The following is a 19105-nucleotide window of genomic DNA, read 5'->3' on the forward strand; positions in this document are numbered from 1 at the left end:
GGCGCCCAAATCGTGCGAGGAGGCAAGACACGTATGGCTCACCTGCGTTCGCGTGATGGTCGGCGAGAGCTTCGACTGATGTTCATCCTACTCGTGCTGTGCGCGACTGCCGTCGGCGCTGCAACCCGCGACCCGGGTCAGCATTTCTTCGATTCGACCTTCGGCGATTTCGCCGAAGAGCTCGAGACGGCGCGAGACGAGGGCAAGAAGGGCATCCTGCTGATGTTCGAGATGGACGAGTGCCCCTTTTGTCATCGCATGAAGACCACGGTGCTGAACCAGCCCGAGGTGCAGGACTATTTCAAAGCGCATTTCATGATCTTCCCGGTCGATATCGAGGGCGATGTCGAGATCCATGACTTTGCAGGCACTGCGATGCCGCAAAAGGATTTCGCCTTGAAGACCCATCGGGTGCGTGCGACGCCGGTATTCGCCTTCTTCGACCTCGACGGCAATCTGGTGGCCAGGTACACCGGGGCTACGGGTGATGCGACCGAGTTCATGTGGCTCGGGGAGTACGTCGTTCAGGAACGCTACAAAGACATCACCTTCCCGGCCTACAAGCGCGAACGCCAAGCCGCCGCCACCGAGTAAACCTGCAAGCCACGCCCCCATCCGGGCGGCGTACGGGACGCGATCCGAGGAGCAGAAAATGGACGAGCATCAAAGCGAGCAACGCATCTGTTACCGCTGCCTCGTCGGGGGGCGTGTGCAGGGCGTGTTCTTCCGTGCGTCGGCCCGCGAGCAGGCGATGCGGCTGGGCGTAACCGGGTATGCGCGAAATCTCCCCGATGGTCGCGTGGAGCTCCTGGTTTGCGGGGAGGCGAGTGCGGTCGGTCATCTGCGCGACTGGTTGCGCACCGGTCCACCGGGTGCTGCGGTGACCGGGGTTGCTTGCGAGCCTTTGGACTTTCAGCAGCACCCGAGCTTCGCGATCGACTGATGGGGATTCCCCCGAGCGACGTCGCATAGGCGTCGGGCGCTTCAATAACCGCCCGCCGTCCGACTCGGGCGTTCCGGATAGCCGTCGAGACGGACGACGCGGGTCTCGAGCGCGCCGTTCGCAAGGAGCGTGAGCTCGCGGTAGCCGGGGGCTTGTGCATCGATCGCGAATTCGGACCGGCGCGGCTCGAACTGAACGCAGGTCGAGGGTGTTCCCAGGACCCTGTACCCGTCGATACGCTGCTCGAATTCCTGGTGGATATGACCGCACACCAGGGCCTTGACCTGATGATGCCGGTCGCAGAGGGTGATCAGCTCTTCTCCGTCCTCGACCGAGAGCCTGTCCATCCAGGCGCTTTGTACAGGGATCGGATGCTGATGCAGAAAGATGACCGCGGGTGAGGGCCTCGCCGCGAGGGCATCGCGAAGCGCTGCGAGTCGAGCCCGTCCGATTCGCCCGCCTTCTCGGCCCGGCTGTGTGGAATCGAGGAAGACGAGATTCCAGTCGCCGAGGTTGCTCACGGTGACCGGACCGAGTGCTGCAGGTCCGAGCAGCTCTTCCATCAGAGGTCGAGAGTCGTGGTTGCCGGGAATGCAGTAGTAGGGAAGGCCGGTGCGATCAAGCAGACGGCGAAGCGCACGATAGCCTTCGCGTGACTCGTCATGAACGAGATCGCCGGTGAGCACCAAGGCATCCGCAGGCGGCGAATGCGCGAGCGCGAGCTCCAACACCGCCTCGAAGCTGCGCCGCGTGGTCACGCCGAGCAACTGCTCGGCGGGTTCGGCGAAGAGATGCGGATCGGTCAACTGCAGAAGCGTCCGCCGTTGCGCGATCGGTTCCGGGCGGGCTATCCCCGTCGTGGGTGACGGGGCGACGTCGAATGTCCGTAAACCGTTGGACGCTGGCATAATCTGCTCCTTGTTGATCAGGTTAGGATATAGCAGTTATGCACGGGGGCGTTGCCGAACCAGTTCACAGACTTGTCGAAGAGCATCTTCGCCCATAAAGAGAGACGATCGCAGCCATTGGAACAAACAATTTCTGAAACGCCTTGGAGGTAACTAAGGTCTTCGATGCAGGTTCAGCCAACCCCGGTTCATTCCATCGTGAGGAGATCGATATGGAGCTCAAGGGCAGCAAAACCGAAGAGAGTTTGAAGGAAGCCTTCGCGGGCGAGTCTCAGGCGAATCGCCGCTACCTCTATTTCGCAGCCAAGGCGGACGTCGAGGGCTACAACGACGTGGCGGCGGTCTTCCGTTCCACCGCCGAGGGCGAGACCGGACATGCGCACGGTCACCTCGAATATCTCGAAGCGGTCGGCGATCCGGCCACCGGTCTGCCGATCGGTCCGACCGGCGACAATTTGCGTGCGGCCATCGCGGGCGAGACCCACGAATACACCGACATGTACCCCGGCATGGCGAAGACCGCGCGTGATGAAGGCTTCGACGAGGTTGCCGACTGGTTCGAGACGCTGGCCAAGGCCGAGCGCTCTCACGCCAACCGCTTCCAAAAGGCGCTCGACAATCTGGACGCTTAAACCGCGTCCCGAGTCAACAGGCTGACTTATCGGAACGCTGGACGTCGTCGATACCAAAAGCGTCGACGGTGGATGCGGTTTAGAGATAAAGCGCCAGGGGCATGTAGGGGCGACTTGAGTCGCCCCTTCTCGTTTTCCGCGAGGCGCAGCACGGATGCCGACGTTCGGAAATCACCCACCAGAATCGCGGGAGCTCCTCGGCGCGGCGTGTGCGTCGCAGCCTCACGCAGCTTCCCTCTCCGCCATATAATCGCGCCTCGACATCAAGCGCTCCAAACGCCCGAAGGCGCGAGCTTCGTCGCCGAACAAGGGCGCCTGTTGCAACGGACGCGGTTTAAAGGACCCCATGGAAAGACTGCTTGAATGGATCAGCGCGCGTCGACCTTGTCGTCTTATCGAAGGCGACCAAGGCGAGCCCTATCTCGAACGCTACTACCTCCTCGGCGCCTTCGGCTGGCATCTCTACCTGCACCGTTTCGTTGATTCGGATCCGGATCGCGGCCTTCATGATCACCCCTGGGGACATGCCTTGAGCTTGGTGCTCTCGGGCGGCTATGACGAGATCCGCGGCCTCGACAGCGACTCGGAGCAGACCCAGGTGCGCTTCTGCGCTCCGGGGCGATTCAACAGGCTGCGTGGCTCGGATTATCACCGCGTGGTCCTGCGTGCGGGCGTGCCGGCGTGGACGCTCTTCCTGCATGGCCCGAGGATCAAGGGCTGGGGATTCCGTCGAGGCGGGTCCGTCCAGGTGATGGCGAAGGACTGCAACGAGTTTCGACATCGGGATTGGTGGAAACATGCACCGACGGGTGCGCAGATCCGCGCGACCGCGCGGAGCCGGACTCGGTGAGGTCTGCGGGGCTATGTCGGTTTCGCCTTCGGGCGCTTGTCATCCTCATGGCGGGCCTTGCGGGATGTGGCGGTACTCCCACAGGAGCCGGCAGCGACGAGCTGCCCGTCGGCTGCCTCGTCAAACCCGACCCCGGGGCTTGCCGCTCCAATCAGCTCGGGTTCTATTACGACTACCGAGACGATCGCTGCAAGGCATTCAGCTACGGCGGTTGTGCGGGTCGGGTGCCGTTCCCGACCCTGCAGCGTTGCTTGGAATTTTGCGGGGCGAAGCGATAAGGCAGCTGCTTGAACGCCGTCATCCGTTCTCGGCCGTCGTCGCCGCATAGGCGATTTCCGGGGGGCATCTCGCCCGTGTAGGGGCGACTGAAGTCGCCCCTACCTCTGTCCGGCATCAGCGCTTCTTCGGCGGCAGCAGATCCGTGATCGATCCGTGCGCCATCTCGGCGGCGAGGCCGATGGTCTCGTTCAGGGTCGGGTGCGGATGGATGGTCAGACCGATGTCTTCCATATCGGCGCCCATCTCGAGCGCCAAGACGGTCTCGCCGATCAGCTCACCGGCGTTCGGGCCGACGATGCCGGCACCCAGGATACGTTTGGTTTCCGGATCGAACAGGAGCTTGGTCAGGCCCTCGTCGCGGTGGATGCCGAGTGCGCGACCGCTCGCCGCCCAGGGGAAGACGCCCTTCTCGTAGGCGATACCCTTGGCCTTGGCATCGGTCTCCGTGAGGCCCATCCAGGCCACCTCGGGGTCGGTGTAGGCGACCGACGGGATGGTCATGGGATCGAAGAGGGCCGGCATCCCGGCGATCACCTCGGCCGCGACCTTGGCCTCGTGGGTCGCCTTGTGGGCGAGCATCGGTCCGCCGACGACGTCGCCGATGGCAAAGATGTTCGGCACGTTGGTGCGCATGTGGGCATCGACCTTGATGAACCCGTGCTGATCGACCTTCACGCCGGCGGCCTCGGCGTTGACGAGCTTGCCGTTCGGGCGTCGGCCGATGGCGACCAGCACCTTGTCGTAGGTCTCCTCGCCCGGTTTTTTGCCTTCGAAGACCACCTTGATGCCTTCGGCGGTGGCGCTCATCTGCGCGACCTTGGTCTCGAGTCGGATCGTGCTGTAGCGCTTCTTGATGACCTTTTCGAGCGCACGCACCAGATCGATGTCCGCACCCGGCATCAACTGATCCTTCATCTCGACGACCTCGACGGTCGAGCCGAGTGCGCTGTAGACGCTCGCCATCTCGAGCCCGATGATGCCGCCGCCGACGATCAGGAGACGCTCGGGGATGTCCGCGATCTCGAGCGCGTCGGTGGAGTCCATCACCCGCGGGTCGTCATGCGGAAAGCCCGGGATCTTCATGGGCGCGGAGCCGCAGGCGATGATGCAGTGATCGAACAGAATCCGCACTGAACCACCGGGTTGTGCCACGGCGATCCGATTGGGTGCCTCGAAGCGACCGGTGCCCTGGATTACCTCGACCCGACGTTGCTTCGCCATGGCCGCGAGACCGCCGGTCAGCTTGGCGACCACCTGCTCCTTGCCGGCGCGCATCTTGTCCAGATCAATCGTCGGCTCGCCGAAGGTCACGCCCATGGCGCCCAGGGTCTTGACCTCTTCGAGGATGGCCGCGGTGTGCAGCAATGCTTTGGAGGGGATACAGCCGACGTTCAGACAGACGCCGCCGAGGGTGTCGTAGCGCTCGATCAGGACGACCTTCTTGCCGAGGTCGGCGGCGCGGAAGGCGGCGGTGTAGCCGCCGGGGCCGGCACCGAGCACCACGACCTCGGTAACGATCTCCTGAGAGGCGGCGGACGTGCTCCCGGATTCTTTGCCCGCTTCGGTCCTGCCGGCAGCCTGCGCCGCCTTGACCTCGAGCGTCATGATGAGCGTGCCTTCCGAGATCCGATCGCCGACCGCGACCTCGACGCTGCGCACGATCCCGGCACGCGGCGCCGGGATCTCCATGCTCGCCTTATCGCTTTCGAGTGTGATCAGCGACGCCTCTTCGATCACCGAATCGCCCGGGGAGACCAAAACCTCGATGACCTCCACGTCTTTGAAGTCCCCGATGTCCGGTACCTTGACTTCGATGATGTCGCCGCTCTTGTCGTTCATGGTGTGATTCTTCTCTTGGGGCCGCAATGGCCGCGCGATGATGATGGCTCGATAGCGCCCAATGCTAGACGAAAGCGTGTCGCGAGGCGAAACCCTCGGCCCTATTCACTGCATTGGGTTCGGGCGTCGCGCTCGGACCCGGGGCGCGGGCATCGGACTCCGGAGCCCGAGCCGCGACGCCGGCGCTTGCCTGGCCTCACAGCAGAAGCTGACGAAGATCCCCGAGCAGCTCCCCGAGCAGGTTGGTGAAGCGCGCCCCGTCCGCGCCGTCGACGACACGGTGATCGTACGACAGCGACAGCGGCAGCATGAGGCGCGGCTCGAAGCTCTGGCCGTTCCAGACCGGCTTGGTCGTCGCGCGCGAGACCCCGAGGATGGCGACCTCCGGCGCGTTCACGATCGGCGTGAAGGCGGTGCCGCCGATACCGCCGAGGCTGGAGATGGAGAAGCAGCCACCCTGCATGTCGCCCGGCAGCAGCTTGCCGGCGCGTGCCTTCTCACCGAGCTCGGTGAGCTCCGCGGCCAGGGCAAAGATGCCCTTCTTGTCGACGTCGCGCACGACCGGGACGACCAGGCCCTGCGGCGTATCCACCGCCACGCCGATATGGGTGAAGTGCTTGAGCACCAGACCCTCGCCGTCCGCCGTCAGCGACGCCTTGAGCACCGGCATCCGATTCAGGGCGGTGGCGACCGCCTTGAGCAGGAAGGGGACGAAGGTCAGCTTGATGCCCTTCTCGGCGGCCTGCGCCTTTTGCGCCTTGCGGAAGTCTTCCAGCGAGGTGATGTCCGCCTCGTCGAACTGCGTGACGTGCGGCACCGAGAGCCAGCAGCGGTGCAGATGCCGACCGCTGAGCTTCTTGATGCGCGACAGCTCGGTGACCTCGATCGGGCCGAATTTGGCGTAATCGATCTCGGGGGCGGCGGGCAAGGCGAAGGGCAGGGCGCCGCCGGACCCGGTCGGGGCACCTTGCGCGAGCGATTGCTTGACGAAGCCCTGGACGTCGTCTTTGAGCACGCGCCCCTTCGGCCCCGACCCCTTCACGAAGGTCAGGTCGACGCCGAGCTCACGCGCGAAACGTCTCACGGTGGGGCTCGCATGCGCCTTGCGGCCCTTGGCGATGGCGGCCATGTCCTCCGGGCGCGGCAGCACCGGAGCGGGTCTGCGCTCGGATTCACCGGGCGCGCGTTTGGCGCTCGATGCCGGCCCCGGCGGTGCCTCGAGCTCTTCGGCCGTGTTCGCGGCCGTCGGCGCGGCGGTTGCGATCGGCTCGCCGCTGTGGACCTCGCCGTCGGTGCGCAGTGTCAGGACGAGATCGCCTTGATTCAGGGTATCCCCCGCCTTGACGGCCAGCTCCTCGACGACCCCCGCGTAGGGCGAGGGGATCTCCATGGTCGCCTTGTCGCTCTCGAGCGTGAGGAGCGACTGGTCGACCTCGATGCGATCCCCCGGAGCAATCAGGACCTCGATCACCGGGATGTCCGCGAAATCGCCGATGTCGGGCAGGACCACGGAGATGGTCTCGCCGCTGCTCGGCGCACGCGGCGGGGTCGACTTCGGAGCCTGCGGCGATGCCGAAGCAGGGGCTGCCAGACGCGGTGTCGCGGGACCAGCGCCCCGCTCGCTCGCCGCGGCTTGTGCAGATTGCCCTTCGGCTGAGGTCTCCTTGGATGGAGCCTCCTCGGAATCAGCCCCATCGGTCTCCAGTGTCATCAGCAGATCCCCCTGACTGATTCGATCGCCGACCTTGATCTTCAACGCTCGAATGACCCCCGCCAACGGCGCGGGGATCTCGATGGTCGCCTTGTCGCTCTCCAGGCTGAGGATCGATTGCTCGGCCTCGATCCGGTCACCCGGCGCGACGAGGATCTCGATCACCTCGACGTCCGAGAAGTCCCCGATGTCCGGCAGCAGAATGTCTTCGACGGTTGCCACGCTCTGTCCTCCCTAAACCGCATCCGGGGCGAGCACACCAGATCCTTGTGTTGCGCCGCTCGGTTCGACCCGAGCGCCTCGTCCCGGACGCGGTCCAGTCATCGATAGATAAATATCCTAAACCGCGTCGACCGAGCCCTTCTTTGGTGCTTCGTCGTCGGTCGACTCGCCGTATCGCCGCATGGGATGACGGACGCGGTTTAGCGCGGTTCAGCGCGGTTCAGATCGTCACCGGGTTGGGTTTTTCCGGGTCGATGCGGTATTTGCGAATCGCCTCGGAGACCGTCGCGGTCGGGATCTCGCCCTCGTCCGCCAATGCCTTGAGGGCCGCGACGACGATGTAGTAACGATTCACCTCGAAGAATTTCCGCAGCTGGCTGCGCATATCGCTCCGCCCGAAGCCGTCCGTACCGAGCACCAAGTAGTGTCGCGGGATGTAGGGGCGGATCTGGTCGGCGTAGGTCCGGACATAGTCGGTGGCGGCGACGATCGGGCCTTGGGTCCCGGCCAGCTGCTCCTCGACATAGGTCGTGCGCTGGGGCTGGTCGGGGTGGAGCATGTTCCAGCGTTCCACATCGATGCCTTCGCGCCGCAGCTCGTTGAAGCTGGTGACGCTCCAGACATCCGCACCGACGCCGAAATCCTTGGCGAGCAGCTCGGCCGCGGCCAAGACCTCGCGCAGGATGGTCCCGGCCCCGAGCAGCTGGACCCGATGGGTGTGCTCTTCGCCTTGATGGACCGGATACATGCCCTTGAGGATCCCGGCCTCGGCATCTTCCGGCAGCGCCGGCTGAACATAGTTCTCGTTCATCGCCGTGACGTAGTAGAAGACGTTTTCCTTCTCCCGATACATCCGGCGCAGGCCGTCCTGGATGATGACGGCGAGCTCGTAGGCATAGGCCGGGTCGTAGGCGACACAGTTCGGGATGGTCGCGGCGACCACCATGCTGTGGCCGTCCTGATGCTGTAGACCCTCGCCGGCGAGCGTGGTGCGTCCGGCGGTGCCGCCGATCAGGAAACCCCGTGCCTGCATGTCGCCCGCCGCCCAGGCCAGATCCCCGATGCGCTGGAACCCGAACATGGAATAGTAGATGTAGAAGGGGATCATGCTCTGGCCGTGGTTCGCATAGGCGGTGGCCGCCGCGATCCAGGACGACATGGCGCCCGCCTCGTTGATGCCTTCCTGCAGGATCTGACCCTTCTTGTCTTCGCGGTAGTACATCACCTGATCGGCATCGACCGGCTCGTAAAGCTGGCCGATCGAGGAGTAGATGCCGAGCTGGCGGAACATGCCCTCCATGCCGAAGGTGCGCGCCTCGTCCGGAACGATGGGGACCAAGTACTTGCCGATCGCCTTGTCGCGCACCAGGATCGTGAGGATGCGCACCAGCGCCATGGTGGTCGACATCTCCTTGTCGCCGCTGCCTTCCAGGAGCGACTTGAAGGCATCCAGCGCGGGGATCGGCAGCACCGCAGCCTCGTCGCGGCGCGCCGGCAGGAAGCCGCCGAGTCGCTCGCGGACCTCGTGCATGTACTGCATCTCGGGGCTGTCCTGCGGCGGTTTGTAGAAGGGCGCGGCGCCGATCTGGTCGTCCGAGATCGGAATATTGAAGCGGTCGCGGAAGGCTTTGAGATGCGTCTCGCCCATCTTTTTTTGCGAGTGGGTGATGTTCATGCCCTCGCCGGCGACACCCATGCCGTAACCCTTCACGGTCTTGGCCAAGATCACCGTCGGCTTGCCGTTCATCCGCATCGCCGCGTCGTAGGCGGCATAGACCTTGACCGGGTCATGGCCGCCGCGGTTGAGACGCCAGATGTCCTCGTCGGTCATGTTGGCGACCATGTCTTTGAGCTCGGCATACTTGCCGAAGAAATGCTCGCGGGTGTAGGCGCCGCCCTTGGCCTTGTAGGCTTGGTAGTCGCCGTCGAGGCATTCCTCCATGCGCTTGAGCAGCAGCCCCTGCTTGTCGCGGGCGAACAAGGGGTCCCAGTAGCTCCCCAGACGACCTTGACGACGTTCCAGCCGGCCCCGCGAAAGACCGCTTCGAGCTCCTGGATGATCTTGCCGTTGCCGCGTACCGGTCCGTCGAGACGCTGCAGGTTGCAGTTGACGACGAACACCAGGTTGTCCAGGCGTTCGCGTGCCGCCAAGGAGATGGCGCCCAGCGATTCGGGCTCATCCATCTCGCCGTCGCCCAGGAAGGCCCAGACCTTACGCTCGCTCGTGTTGACCAGCTCCCGGTCGTTCAGATAGCGCATGAAGCGTGCCTGGTAGATGGCCATCAGCGGACCCAACCCCATCGAGACGGTCGGGAACTGCCAGAAGTTGGGCATCAACCAGGGGTGCGGATAGGAGGACAGGCCGTTGCCGTCGACCTCTTGGCGGAAGTTGTAGAGCTGCTCCTCGCTGATGCGTCCTTCCAGAAACGCGCGGGCATAGATGCCGGGCGCCGCGTGGCCTTGGAAGAAGATCAGATCACCGCCGTGATCCTTGTCGCGCGCACGGAAGAAGTGGTTGTAGCCCACGTCGACCAGGGTTGCGGAGGAGGCGAAGCTCGAGATGTGACCCCCGAGCTCGGTCGAGAGCCGGTTCGCCTGCACCACCATCGCCATGGCGTTCCAGCGCACGAAGGAGCGGATGCGTCGTTCCATCGCGCGATCGCCGGGGAAGCGCTCCTGCTGCTGCACCGGAATGGTGTTCACGTAGGCGGTGTTGGCGGTGAACGGGAGATAAGCCCCCGAGCGGCGCGCCTTGTCGATCAGTCGCTCGAGCAAAAAATGGGCGCGCTCGACGCCTTCGTTCTCGAGCACGGCCTCGAGCGAATCGAGCCATTCCTGTGTCTCTTGAGGATCGATATCGGGCTTGTTGGTCATGATGTTTCCCGGAAGCGGTCGAAGCGGTCGGCACGGGCAAAGCGCGGAGTATATCAGCGCTCCAGGTTTGCAATGGTTAGAATTCGGGCGGTCAATGTATGGCGGGCGGGGGTGTTAGCCTCCAGCCCTTAGCCCTCAGCTTTTTACCTTTAACCTTTGGGGTCAAAGCTCACTCGGGTAGAAATCGAAATCAAGGATCCGGTCAATCGCGTAGGGGCAGGCTTGGGGGAAGCGCTCGGGGCTCAACAGGGTCTCGCGCGCGGCAATGTCGACGGCGTCGGGGTAGGCATCCTCGACGGCCTCCGGCACGTAAGGCTTCACGCTGGGGCTTGACTGGATCTGACGCTGAATCTGTTTGCGCTGCTCGATGATACTGCTGCGCCAGCGCGTGCTGCGGTAGGCCGGCTGAAACTGCCACTTCAACAGGTGGGCCAGCAGGACGACCAGGCGGTTCGCGATCTCGTTGCGCTCTTTCTTCCCCATGCTGTCCAGCTCCTCCGCCAGATCGTCCGTGTTCACCTCGTCGAAGCGATGCTGGCGGATCAGCTCCGCGGCCTTCAAGGTCCAGGCGTGGAAATCGGTCTGGTAAAGATCGGAAAGCGTGCTCATCGCGGTGTCCTCAGGTCTCGGGTGTCCGCTCGCCACGGCGGAAACCGTGGCCGAAGTCGGGGGCGTAGAGCCGGGACATCTCGATGTCGGTGCGCGCGCGTGCACCGAGGGCCGGGCTTGCGAGGATCATGGCCTGGCGGTCGATCCCGGCGGCGCGGCATTGCTCGGCAATGTCCGCGAGCGTGCCGCGCAGGACACGTTCCTCGCCCGGCCAGGTCGCCTTCTCCACGACAACGATGGGGGCGGAGTCAGGCCAGTCGGCGCTGCGCAGTGCCTCGATGACCGCATCGATGTGGGCGATCGAGAGAAAGATGCAGAGCGAGCAACGATGGCGCGCCAAGGCATCGAGCGACTCGCGCTCGGGCATCGGCGTGCGTCCCTCGATGCGGGTGAGGATGACCGTTTGGGTCACCTCCGGAAGGGTCAGTGTCTCGCCCGCGGCCGCGGCCGAGGCCATGGCCGAGGAGACGCCGGGCACGATGCCGACCGGGATCCCGGCGCGGTCCAAGGGCCCTGCCATCTCCGCCAGCGCGCCGTACAGCGCCGGGTCGCCGGTCTGAAGACGCACGACCGTCGCGTGGCATTGTGCCCGATCCATCAGCCAGCCGGTGATCTCGCCGAGATCCATGCCCTTGGAGTCGGCAACGTCGCAGCCGGGCGACGCCCATTGCAGGGCGGCCCGGGAGACGAGCGATCCGGCGTAGAGAACGGCCCCGGCCTCGCCCAATAGACGACTGCCGCGGACCGTGATCAAATCGGCCGCACCCGGACCGGCGCCGACGAACCAGACTTTACCCATGCCGAACCTTACCCATTAGAGTGTGCTCGCTGTCGACTTGCGGTGCATGGCATCGGCGAAGAGGCTTCCGGCACGGTGGCTCGAGCCGACAGCATAGATGGCCGGTCGATCGGGGCGCAATGCGTCCGGCCGTGCCGGTTCGTCGTCTTCCACACGCTCGCATCGACCTTTGAGCCATGTCTATTGCCCGAATCTGCCCCGCGCTTTTTCTCGCCGCTCCGGCATCCGGTCAAGGCAAGACGACCTTGGTCGCCGCGTTGGCGCGCCATCACCGCAACCAAGGGCGGCGGGTGCGGGTCTTCAAGACCGGACCTGACTTCTTGGACCCCATGATCCTCGCACGCGCCGCCGGAACGCCGGTCGAGTCTCTCGATCTGTGGATGGTCGGCGAGACCGACTCGCGGCGCAAGCTCTACGCGGCCGCCGGCGCGGCGGATCTCATCCTGATCGAAGGGGCGATGGGGCTCTTCGACGGCACCCCTTCCGGGGCCGACCTCGCGCAGACCTTCGGTGTCCCGGTAGCGGTGCTGATCGACGCCGGCGGCATGGGCCAAACCTTCGGTGCACTCGCGCTCGGACTGGCCCGCTATCGGCCGAGCCTCCCGTTCGCAGGCGTCGTCGCCAACCGGGTTGCCGGTGCGCGTCATGCCGAGATGCTGGCGGCCGGTCTGCCGGAAGACATCCCCTTTCTCGGCGCGCTGCCGCGGGTGGATGAGGCGACGCTGCCCAGCCGACATTTGGGCCTGGTCCAGGCCGGCGAGATCGCCGATCTGGATGCGCGCCTCGACGCCTCGGCGCAGGTGATTGCCGGCACCACCTTGGCGCGGCTCCCCGAACCGGTGCGTTTCGACTCCCCAGCCGAGGCAGCCTCGGTTGTGCCGCTCCTGCTGGCCGGGCGCAGGATCGCCGTCGCCCGCGACGCCGCCTTCAGCTTCATCTACCCGGAAAATCTGGACCAGCTCCGCGCGATGGGCGCCGAGCTGGTCGCGTTCTCCCCGCTCGCGGACGCCGCCGTGGTTGCCGACGCCATCTACCTTCCCGGCGGATATCCCGAGCTGCATCTGTCGCGATTGGCGGGGAATCGCGCGATGAAGGCGTCCCTTCAGGCACATGCGAGCGCGGGTCGACCGATCTATGCCGAATGCGGAGGCATGCTCTATCTGCTCGACTCACTGCTCGATCGCGACGGCGAATGCGGCAACATGGTCGGTCTGCTGCCGGGGCAGGCGCGCCTGATGCCGCGTCTGGTCGGGTTGGGCCTCGAATCGATCGCGCTGCCAGGGGGCGAGGCGCGCGGGCACAGCTTTCATCATTCAGCGCTGGAGAGCCCGATGACGCCGATATTCAGGGGACGGCGTCGTTCGGACGGACAGCCCGGCGAGCCCTTCTATCGGCTCGGTCCGGTGCGGGCGAGCTATCTGCATCTCTATTTTCCGTCCGCACCGGAGGCGGTGGCGGCGTTGTTTCTGAGCTGAGCCCTGGATTTCCGTCGCCCTCGACGAAATGCCGTTTCCCGATGGAGATTTTCGTCGAGCAGACGTTGCGCCGGGGACGATGATGTCGATGCAAGCAGGATCATCGATGCCGTTTCGTGCTCTTGACAGTTGCCCTTGCAACGCCTAATTTTCAAACCCGAGACAGGTTGTTGGTTTTCGGCCATGTTCGCAGGGGGGAGCGCGCGATTGCGTGGCGGAGGGATGCATCCCCGGATGCGTTTTGTCGTTCACCTCACAAAAAGTGTAATCCAGTTGGCGGTTTGCCGAGTCTACGGCCTGCGTGTGTTAAGCCGCGGTAACCGAACGATTACGCCCCGTGATGTCGACACTGCAATCGAGCTCCATCGGCGATCGCATTCTGAATCGCTACAGGTCCGGCTTCTCGACTCAGACTCGGTGTACAGACACGATGAAAGAGCTGGACCTCGATGCGCTGCTTCAGCCGGTCTCCGCCGAGTCTCCGAGCGGAGATGATCTTGAATACGACGCGGATTTCCTGGCCATGGTGCAGGCCGCTGCAGGCACGCCCGAGCGGCGCATGGGCGAGAGCCTGGTTCCCGCGGAAGATCCGGATTGGTCCTCGGTGCGGGCACTGGCGCTGCGCCTCCTGGCACGCTCGAAAGATCTGCGTTCCGCCGTCTTCCTGACGCGCGCCCTGATGCATACGGATGGGCTTGTCGGCCTGAGTCAAGGGCTTCGGCTCCTAAGCGGTTTGGTGGCGGAATTCTGGGACACCCTGCACCCGCAACTCGACCCAGAGGACAACCTGGATCCCAGCATCCGACTGAATGCTCTGCTCGCGCTGAGCGAGCCGGACACCATGCTCCGTCCGCTGCGCGCAACCCCTCTGATCCGTTCCCGGATCTTCGGAGCCATCAGCTATCGTGATATCGCGGTCGCGGAGGGCAAGGCGGCAGCGGCTCGGGATGCTCAGCCTCTGGACGGCGCCGCCATCGCCGCGGCCTTCCAGGATTGCGATCCGGAGGAGCTGAGCGTGACCGCGCTCTACGCGACTGCCGCGGTTGCCGAAGTGCACGTATTCGGTGAGGCGTTGGCCGCGCACGTCCCGTCGCACCTCATGCCGAATCTGGAGCCGCTGACGGCTCTGCTGTCCGCGATACAGGCCTTCCTGCAAGCACGCCTCGGCGAACGCCGACCGGGGTCGGATGCCGATGTCCACATCGGCGTCGATCCGGTAGCCGAGCGGGTAGGGCTGCCCGACTCGTCTCCGGGAGGTGTCCGGACCCAAATCAGCTCGCGAGAGGATGTGGTCCAAGCCTTGGACCGACTCTGCGACTACTACCTGCGATTCGAGCCATCGAGCCCCGTTCCTTTGTTGTTGAAGCGTGCACGACGGCTCGTGACCGGCAACTTCGTCGATATCGTGCGCGATCTTGCACCCGATGCCTTACCCCAGATCCAGAAGGTGTGCGGGATCGACGACAAGAGCTGAAACCTGGCCTGCGGCTGTTTGCTGTTGACCCGAAGCCGCGGATCCTTCGAGACCGAGGAGACTCTCAGTGGCGAAAGAAAGTAGTCAGAAGTTCATCGCCCGCAACCGGGCGCCGCGGGTACAGATCGAGTACGACGTCGAGCTCTACGGTGCCGAAAAGACCATCCAGCTGCCCTTTGTGATGGGTGTCCTCGCGGATCTCTCGGGCAAGCCCGTCGAGGCCCTTCCGCCGGTCGCCGACCGCAAGATGCTCGAGATCGACGTCGACAATTTCGACGATCGATTGAAGGCGATGAAGCCGCGCGTGGCCTTCCAGGTCCCCAACACACTGACCGGCGAGGGGAACCTGAACGTCGAGCTGACCTTCGAGAGCATGGACGACTTCTCCCCGGCGGCGGTCGCGCGCAAGGTCGACGCCTTGAACAACCTGCTCAATGCGCGCTCGCAGCTCGCCAACCTCCTGACCTATATGGACGGCAAGAGCGGTGCCGAGGAGTTGATCGCCAAGGTGCTCCAAGACCCGACCCTGTTGCAGGCCCTTGCCGCCGCGCCGAAGCCGGCGGACGAGCAGTCTCAGGCGGAGGAGAAATAAGATGGCCGAGACCGAGACCCAACCGCAGGCCCGCGAGAGCGCAACCGCCGAGCCGATGGAGGCCGGCGCCTTTACGTCGCTGCTCCAGAAGGAATTCAAGCCCCGCTCCGACCGTGCTCGCGAGGCGGTGGAGGGTGCGGTGCAGACCCTCGCAGCCCAGGCGCTCGAGCAGACCTCGCTCATCTCGGACGATGCCGTGCGCACCATCGAGTCGATCATCGGCGAGATCGATCGCAAGCTGACCGAGCAGGTCAACCTGATCCTGCATCACGCTGATTTCCAGCAGCTCGAGGGCAGTTGGCGCGGTCTGCATCATCTCGTCAACAACACCGAGACCGACGAGATGCTCAAGATTCGGGTGATGAACATCTCGAAAAAGGAGCTGCATAAGTCTCTGAAGAAATTCAAAGGCACGGCGTGGGACCAAAGCCCGATCTTCAAGAAAATCTATACGGAGGAATACAGCATGTTCGGCGGGGAGCCGTTCGGCTGTATCGTCGGGGACTACTATTTCGATCACAGCCCGCCGGATGTGGAGCTGCTCGGCCAGATGGCTCAGATCTCCGCCGCCGCGCATACCCCCTTCATCGCGGGGGTGGATTCGGGCATCATGCAGATGGAGTCCTGGCAGGAGCTGAGCAATCCGCGCGATCTCACCAAGATCTTTCAAACCCCCGAATACGCGGCCTGGAAATCGCTGCGCGAGTCAGAGGATTCGCGCTATATCGGTCTGGCCATGCCGCGCTTCCTGGCCCGCTTGCCCTACGGGGCCAAGACCGATCCGGTCGAGGAGTTCGACTTCGAGGAAGAGACCGGCTTGGGCGACCACAGCCGCTATACCTGGTCGAACTCCGCCTATGCGATGGCCGTCAACATCAACCGGGCCTTCAAGCTCTACGGCTGGTGCTCGCGCATCCGCGGCGTAGAGTCCGGCGGTGCCGTCGAAGGCCTGCCGGTGCACACCTTCCCCACCGACGACGGCGGTGTGGATATGAAGTGTCCGACCGAGATCGCCATCGACGATCGGCGCGAGGCCGAGCTCGCGAAGAACGGCTTCATGCCCCTCATGCACAAGAAGAATACCGACTTTGCGGCCTTCATCGGTGCCCAGTCGCTGCAGAAACCCTTCGAGTACGACGACCCGGATGCGACCGCCAACGCCAATCTGTCGGCCCGTCTGCCGTATCTCTTCGCGGTTTGCCGTTTTGCGCACTATCTAAAGGCGATCGTGCGCGACAAGATCGGGTCCTTCAAGGAGCGCGACGACATGGAGAAGTGGCTCAATAAATGGATCAACAAGTATGTCGAGCCCAATCCGGCCAACGCATCTGAGGTCGACAAGGCCCGTAAGCCGCTGGCGTCCGCGCAGGTCGTCGTCACGGAGGTCGAAGGAAATCCGGGCTATTACAACTCGGTCTTTTATCTCAGACCGCACTATCAGCTCGAAGGCCTGACCGTCTCTCTGCGGTTGGTCTCGAAGCTGCCTTCGCAGAAGACTTAAACCGCGCCCAGCGCGGTATGCGATGGTTGTGGATGGGGTCGGCCCTGGCGGACTTGATAGGCGGTGGAGCCGGCGCGGTTTAAGATATTAAACAATATATGATCTTAAACCACGTCTCCGCTAAGGGCCGGGGATGCACCAAACGTCGAGCTCGCTTGAAAATGAGCATCTTGCTCTGCACGCGGTTCAGCACGCACAGAGCACACGCAGGTCCGTTGGGGAATCGGTGACTCCACAGGCCGATGGTCGAAGGCGTCGGCAATCATCATTCGTACTTTAGCAGCGAGGAGGTTTGTCATGGCCGTTGATATGTTCCTGAAGATCGAAGGCATCGATGGCGAAAGCACCGACGATGCCCACGATAAGTGGATCGAGGTCTTGAGCTACAGTCACGGTGTCTCGCAGCCCGTGTCGGGTGCCAGCGCGACGGGCGGGCGCACCGGCGGACGAGCCGATTTCCAGAATCTCGCGGTGGCCAAGACCATCGACAATGCCACGCCGGATCTCAACATTAAATGCGCGAGGGGTGATCACATCCCGAAGGTCGAGCTTGAGCTCTGTCTGGCCACCGGCGACAAGCATACCTTTATGAAGTACACGCTGGAGGATTGTATCGTCACCTCCGTGTCGCCCGGCGGCAGTAGCAGCGACGAGATCAAGCCACTTGAGCAGGTGACCTTCGCATACGGCAAGATCAAGTGGGAGTACACGCCGATCGACCATACCGGCAAGCCGGGCTCGGCGACCGACCGGACCTGGAATCTCGAGGCGAACAAGCAGGATTAAACCGCGCCCGGCGCGGTATGCGATGTTTTTGGATGGGATCGGCTCCGGCAGACTTAACGATCGTTGGACCCAGCGCGGTTATCGTTGGACCCAGCGCGGTTTAAGATTTTAAAAGATATTAAATTCTAAACCGCGTCTCACTGGAATCGAGGATATCTCCGAAGCCAAACGCACAATGAAAACGACGCATCTCGCTCTGGACGCGGTTTATGTCGCCGGGTCATGCGTAACCGCTGAAGCCTGAGTGCGCCGGACACCTGATGTTCGGCGCCGGGAGTTGCCCATGGGTGCCGAAGAGGCATTGAAGCAAGGCGACCTGGATGCCGCCCTCGCCGATCTGACCGATCGCGTTCGACGCTCGCCGGGGGACGCGCGTCTGCGGACCTTTCTGTTTCAATTGTTTGCCGTATTGGGTCGGTGGGACCGGGCGCTGACTCAGCTCAATGTCGCCGGGGAGTTGGATGCCGGCACCTTGGCCATGGTCAGCACCTATCGCGATCTTCTGAGCTGCGAGGTCCTGCGCGCGCAGGTCTTCGCCGGGGAGCGCGACCCGCTGGTTCTGGGCGAGCCGGCACAGTGGGTCGCACTCCTGTTCCAGTCACTGCGTCTTGCTGCGCAGGGGCGCATGGAGCAGTCGCAGGCGTTGCGCGAGCAGGCATTGGAGGCCGCGCCGGCCTCCTCGGGGCGCATCGACGGGGAGCCGTTTGCCTGGATCGCCGATGCCGACGGGCGCCTGGGACCCATGCTGGAGATCATCGTGGACGGACGCTATACCTGGGTCCCGTTCCAGCACTTGCGGACGCTGGTCCTCGAGGAGCCGGCCGATCTACGGGACCTGGTTTGGGCTCCGGCACACATCACCTGGGCCAACGGGGGCGAGTCGGTCGCCTTCGTTCCGTCCCGTTATCCGGGTTCGGAATCGAGTCCGGATCCGCGTATTCGACTCGCGCGTCTGACCGAGTGGACGGAGCAGGGCGGCGAGCTCTTCACCGGTCTGGGTCAGCGCATGCTGACCACGGACGTCGGCGACTATCCCCTGCTGGCGACCCGCCGGATCGAGATCGATACGCCGTCGGAAGGGGTGTCCTGACTGCAATGGCGGATCTGACCCCGAAAGAGCGCCTCCAGCCCTCGCTGCTCGACCGGCTGACCGACGACGCACCGCAACAGCGCGAGGAGTCGCGGGACCAGCGCGTCCTCTCGCCGCGCAAGCTCAAGCAATGTGTCATCCGCGACCTGGAGTGGCTCCTCAACGCCTGCGATCTGGCGACCGTCCAGGACCTGGACCCCTATCCGCAGGTTCAATCCTCGGTCGTCAACTACGGGATGCCGGACCTCGCCGGGCGCAACCTCTCGGGGCTCGACGTCCTGACCCTGGAGCGCCTGCTGCGCCAGGCCATCTTGCGCTTCGAGCCACGCATCCTGCGGCAGGGCCTGAGTATCCGTGCCATCGTCGACGCCGAGCAAATGACGCCGAATGCCATCCGTTTCGATATCGAAGGGGAGCTTTGGGGCACGCCCATGCCGCAGCGTCTGTATCTCAAGACCGACGTGGATCTGGAGAACGGCGAGATCCATGTCTATGAGACGACCTCGTCGAGCGGCTGAGCG

The 19105-nt window shown here is 64.0% G+C and carries 17 protein-coding genes and 1 pseudogene; 12 read left to right on the plus strand and 6 right to left on the minus strand.

Going from position 1 to position 19105, the window contains the following annotated elements; all coding sequences use genetic code 11:
- The first annotated feature begins 78 nt into the window (after positions 1 to 78).
- Positions 79 to 594, plus strand: a complete 516-nt coding sequence (locus KFB96_RS00895) for a thioredoxin family protein (protein WP_300971213.1) — start codon at positions 79 to 81, stop codon at positions 592 to 594.
- Positions 595 to 652: 58 nt separating this feature from the next.
- Positions 653 to 943, plus strand: coding sequence for an acylphosphatase (locus tag KFB96_RS00900; RefSeq protein ID WP_213458531.1), 291 nt, complete (start codon positions 653 to 655; stop codon positions 941 to 943).
- 41 nt (positions 944 to 984) lie between these two features.
- Here the strand turns inward: KFB96_RS00900 and cpdA are convergent, their stop codons facing one another.
- Entirely contained in the window at positions 985 to 1851 is an 867-nt protein-coding gene (gene cpdA, locus KFB96_RS00905) for a 3',5'-cyclic-AMP phosphodiesterase (RefSeq protein ID WP_213458532.1), read from the minus strand.
- Between the two features lie 212 nt (positions 1852 to 2063).
- Between cpdA and KFB96_RS00910 the strand changes: the two genes are divergently transcribed.
- The 3 genes from KFB96_RS00910 to KFB96_RS00920 all read left to right on the plus strand — a co-directional run bounded on the left by KFB96_RS00910 (position 2064) and on the right by KFB96_RS00920 (position 3611).
- Positions 2064 to 2483 (plus strand): rubrerythrin family protein, encoded by a 420-nt coding sequence (locus KFB96_RS00910; protein ID WP_093030780.1) that lies wholly within the window; start codon positions 2064 to 2066, stop codon positions 2481 to 2483.
- Between the two features lie 346 nt (positions 2484 to 2829).
- Complete coding sequence (locus KFB96_RS00915) at positions 2830 to 3333, plus strand: hypothetical protein (RefSeq protein WP_213458533.1); 504 nt, start codon at positions 2830 to 2832, stop codon at positions 3331 to 3333.
- A 47-nt stretch (positions 3334 to 3380) separates the two neighbouring features.
- Positions 3381 to 3611 (plus strand): BPTI/Kunitz-type proteinase inhibitor domain-containing protein, encoded by a 231-nt coding sequence (locus tag KFB96_RS00920; protein WP_300971214.1) that lies wholly within the window; start codon positions 3381 to 3383, stop codon positions 3609 to 3611.
- A 115-nt stretch (positions 3612 to 3726) separates the two neighbouring features.
- On the opposite strand, the gene lpdA is transcribed toward KFB96_RS00920, so the two are convergent.
- From lpdA to cobM, 5 genes and pseudogenes are all read right to left on the minus strand, one after another.
- Positions 3727 to 5451: a dihydrolipoyl dehydrogenase gene (gene lpdA / locus KFB96_RS00925; protein ID WP_213458535.1), complete on the minus strand. Its 1725-nt coding sequence runs from the start codon at positions 5449 to 5451 to the stop codon at positions 3727 to 3729.
- Between the two features lie 196 nt (positions 5452 to 5647).
- Positions 5648 to 7384, minus strand: a complete 1737-nt coding sequence (gene aceF, locus KFB96_RS00930; protein ID WP_213458536.1) for a dihydrolipoyllysine-residue acetyltransferase — start codon at positions 7382 to 7384, stop codon at positions 5648 to 5650.
- 220 nt (positions 7385 to 7604) lie between these two features.
- Positions 7605 to 10258, minus strand: a pseudogene (aceE, locus tag KFB96_RS00935) (pyruvate dehydrogenase (acetyl-transferring), homodimeric type).
- Positions 10259 to 10420: 162 nt separating this feature from the next.
- A complete protein-coding gene (locus tag KFB96_RS00940) occupies positions 10421 to 10867 on the minus strand; it encodes a DUF29 domain-containing protein (RefSeq protein ID WP_213458538.1) in 447 nt (148 codons plus the stop codon).
- A gap of 10 nt (positions 10868 to 10877) precedes the next feature.
- Positions 10878 to 11666, minus strand: a complete 789-nt coding sequence (gene cobM / locus KFB96_RS00945; RefSeq protein WP_213458539.1) for a precorrin-4 C(11)-methyltransferase — start codon at positions 11664 to 11666, stop codon at positions 10878 to 10880.
- Between the two features lie 176 nt (positions 11667 to 11842).
- Here cobM and KFB96_RS00950 point away from each other — a divergent pair, with 176 nt between their 5' ends.
- From KFB96_RS00950 to tssE, 7 genes are all read left to right on the plus strand, one after another.
- Positions 11843 to 13141 carry a cobyrinate a,c-diamide synthase gene (locus tag KFB96_RS00950; RefSeq protein WP_213458540.1) on the plus strand — a complete coding sequence of 433 codons (1299 nt, stop codon included), beginning with the start codon at positions 11843 to 11845 and terminating at the stop codon, positions 13139 to 13141.
- A gap of 430 nt (positions 13142 to 13571) precedes the next feature.
- Complete coding sequence (gene tssA, locus KFB96_RS00955; RefSeq protein WP_213458541.1) at positions 13572 to 14615, plus strand: type VI secretion system protein TssA; 1044 nt, start codon at positions 13572 to 13574, stop codon at positions 14613 to 14615.
- A 67-nt stretch (positions 14616 to 14682) separates the two neighbouring features.
- Positions 14683 to 15207 carry a type VI secretion system contractile sheath small subunit gene (tssB, locus tag KFB96_RS00960; protein ID WP_213458542.1) on the plus strand — a complete coding sequence of 175 codons (525 nt, stop codon included), beginning with the start codon at positions 14683 to 14685 and terminating at the stop codon, positions 15205 to 15207.
- Position 15208: 1 nt separating this feature from the next.
- Complete coding sequence (gene tssC / locus KFB96_RS00965; protein WP_213458543.1) at positions 15209 to 16708, plus strand: type VI secretion system contractile sheath large subunit; 1500 nt, start codon at positions 15209 to 15211, stop codon at positions 16706 to 16708.
- 297 nt (positions 16709 to 17005) lie between these two features.
- Positions 17006 to 17494: a type VI secretion system tube protein Hcp gene (locus tag KFB96_RS00970; protein WP_213458544.1), complete on the plus strand. Its 489-nt coding sequence runs from the start codon at positions 17006 to 17008 to the stop codon at positions 17492 to 17494.
- 283 nt (positions 17495 to 17777) lie between these two features.
- On the plus strand, positions 17778 to 18584 hold the full coding sequence (locus KFB96_RS00975) for a type VI secretion system accessory protein TagJ (RefSeq protein WP_213458545.1): 807 nt from the start codon (positions 17778 to 17780) through the stop codon (positions 18582 to 18584).
- Between the two features lie 5 nt (positions 18585 to 18589).
- Positions 18590 to 19102 (plus strand): type VI secretion system baseplate subunit TssE, encoded by a 513-nt coding sequence (gene tssE, locus KFB96_RS00980; RefSeq protein WP_213458546.1) that lies wholly within the window; start codon positions 18590 to 18592, stop codon positions 19100 to 19102.
- The last annotated feature ends 3 nt before the right edge of the window (positions 19103 to 19105 follow it).

It is taken from the genome of Thiocapsa sp., from assembly GCF_018399035.1.
In the GTDB taxonomy this organism is placed as follows: domain Bacteria; phylum Pseudomonadota; class Gammaproteobacteria; order Chromatiales; family Chromatiaceae; genus Thiocapsa.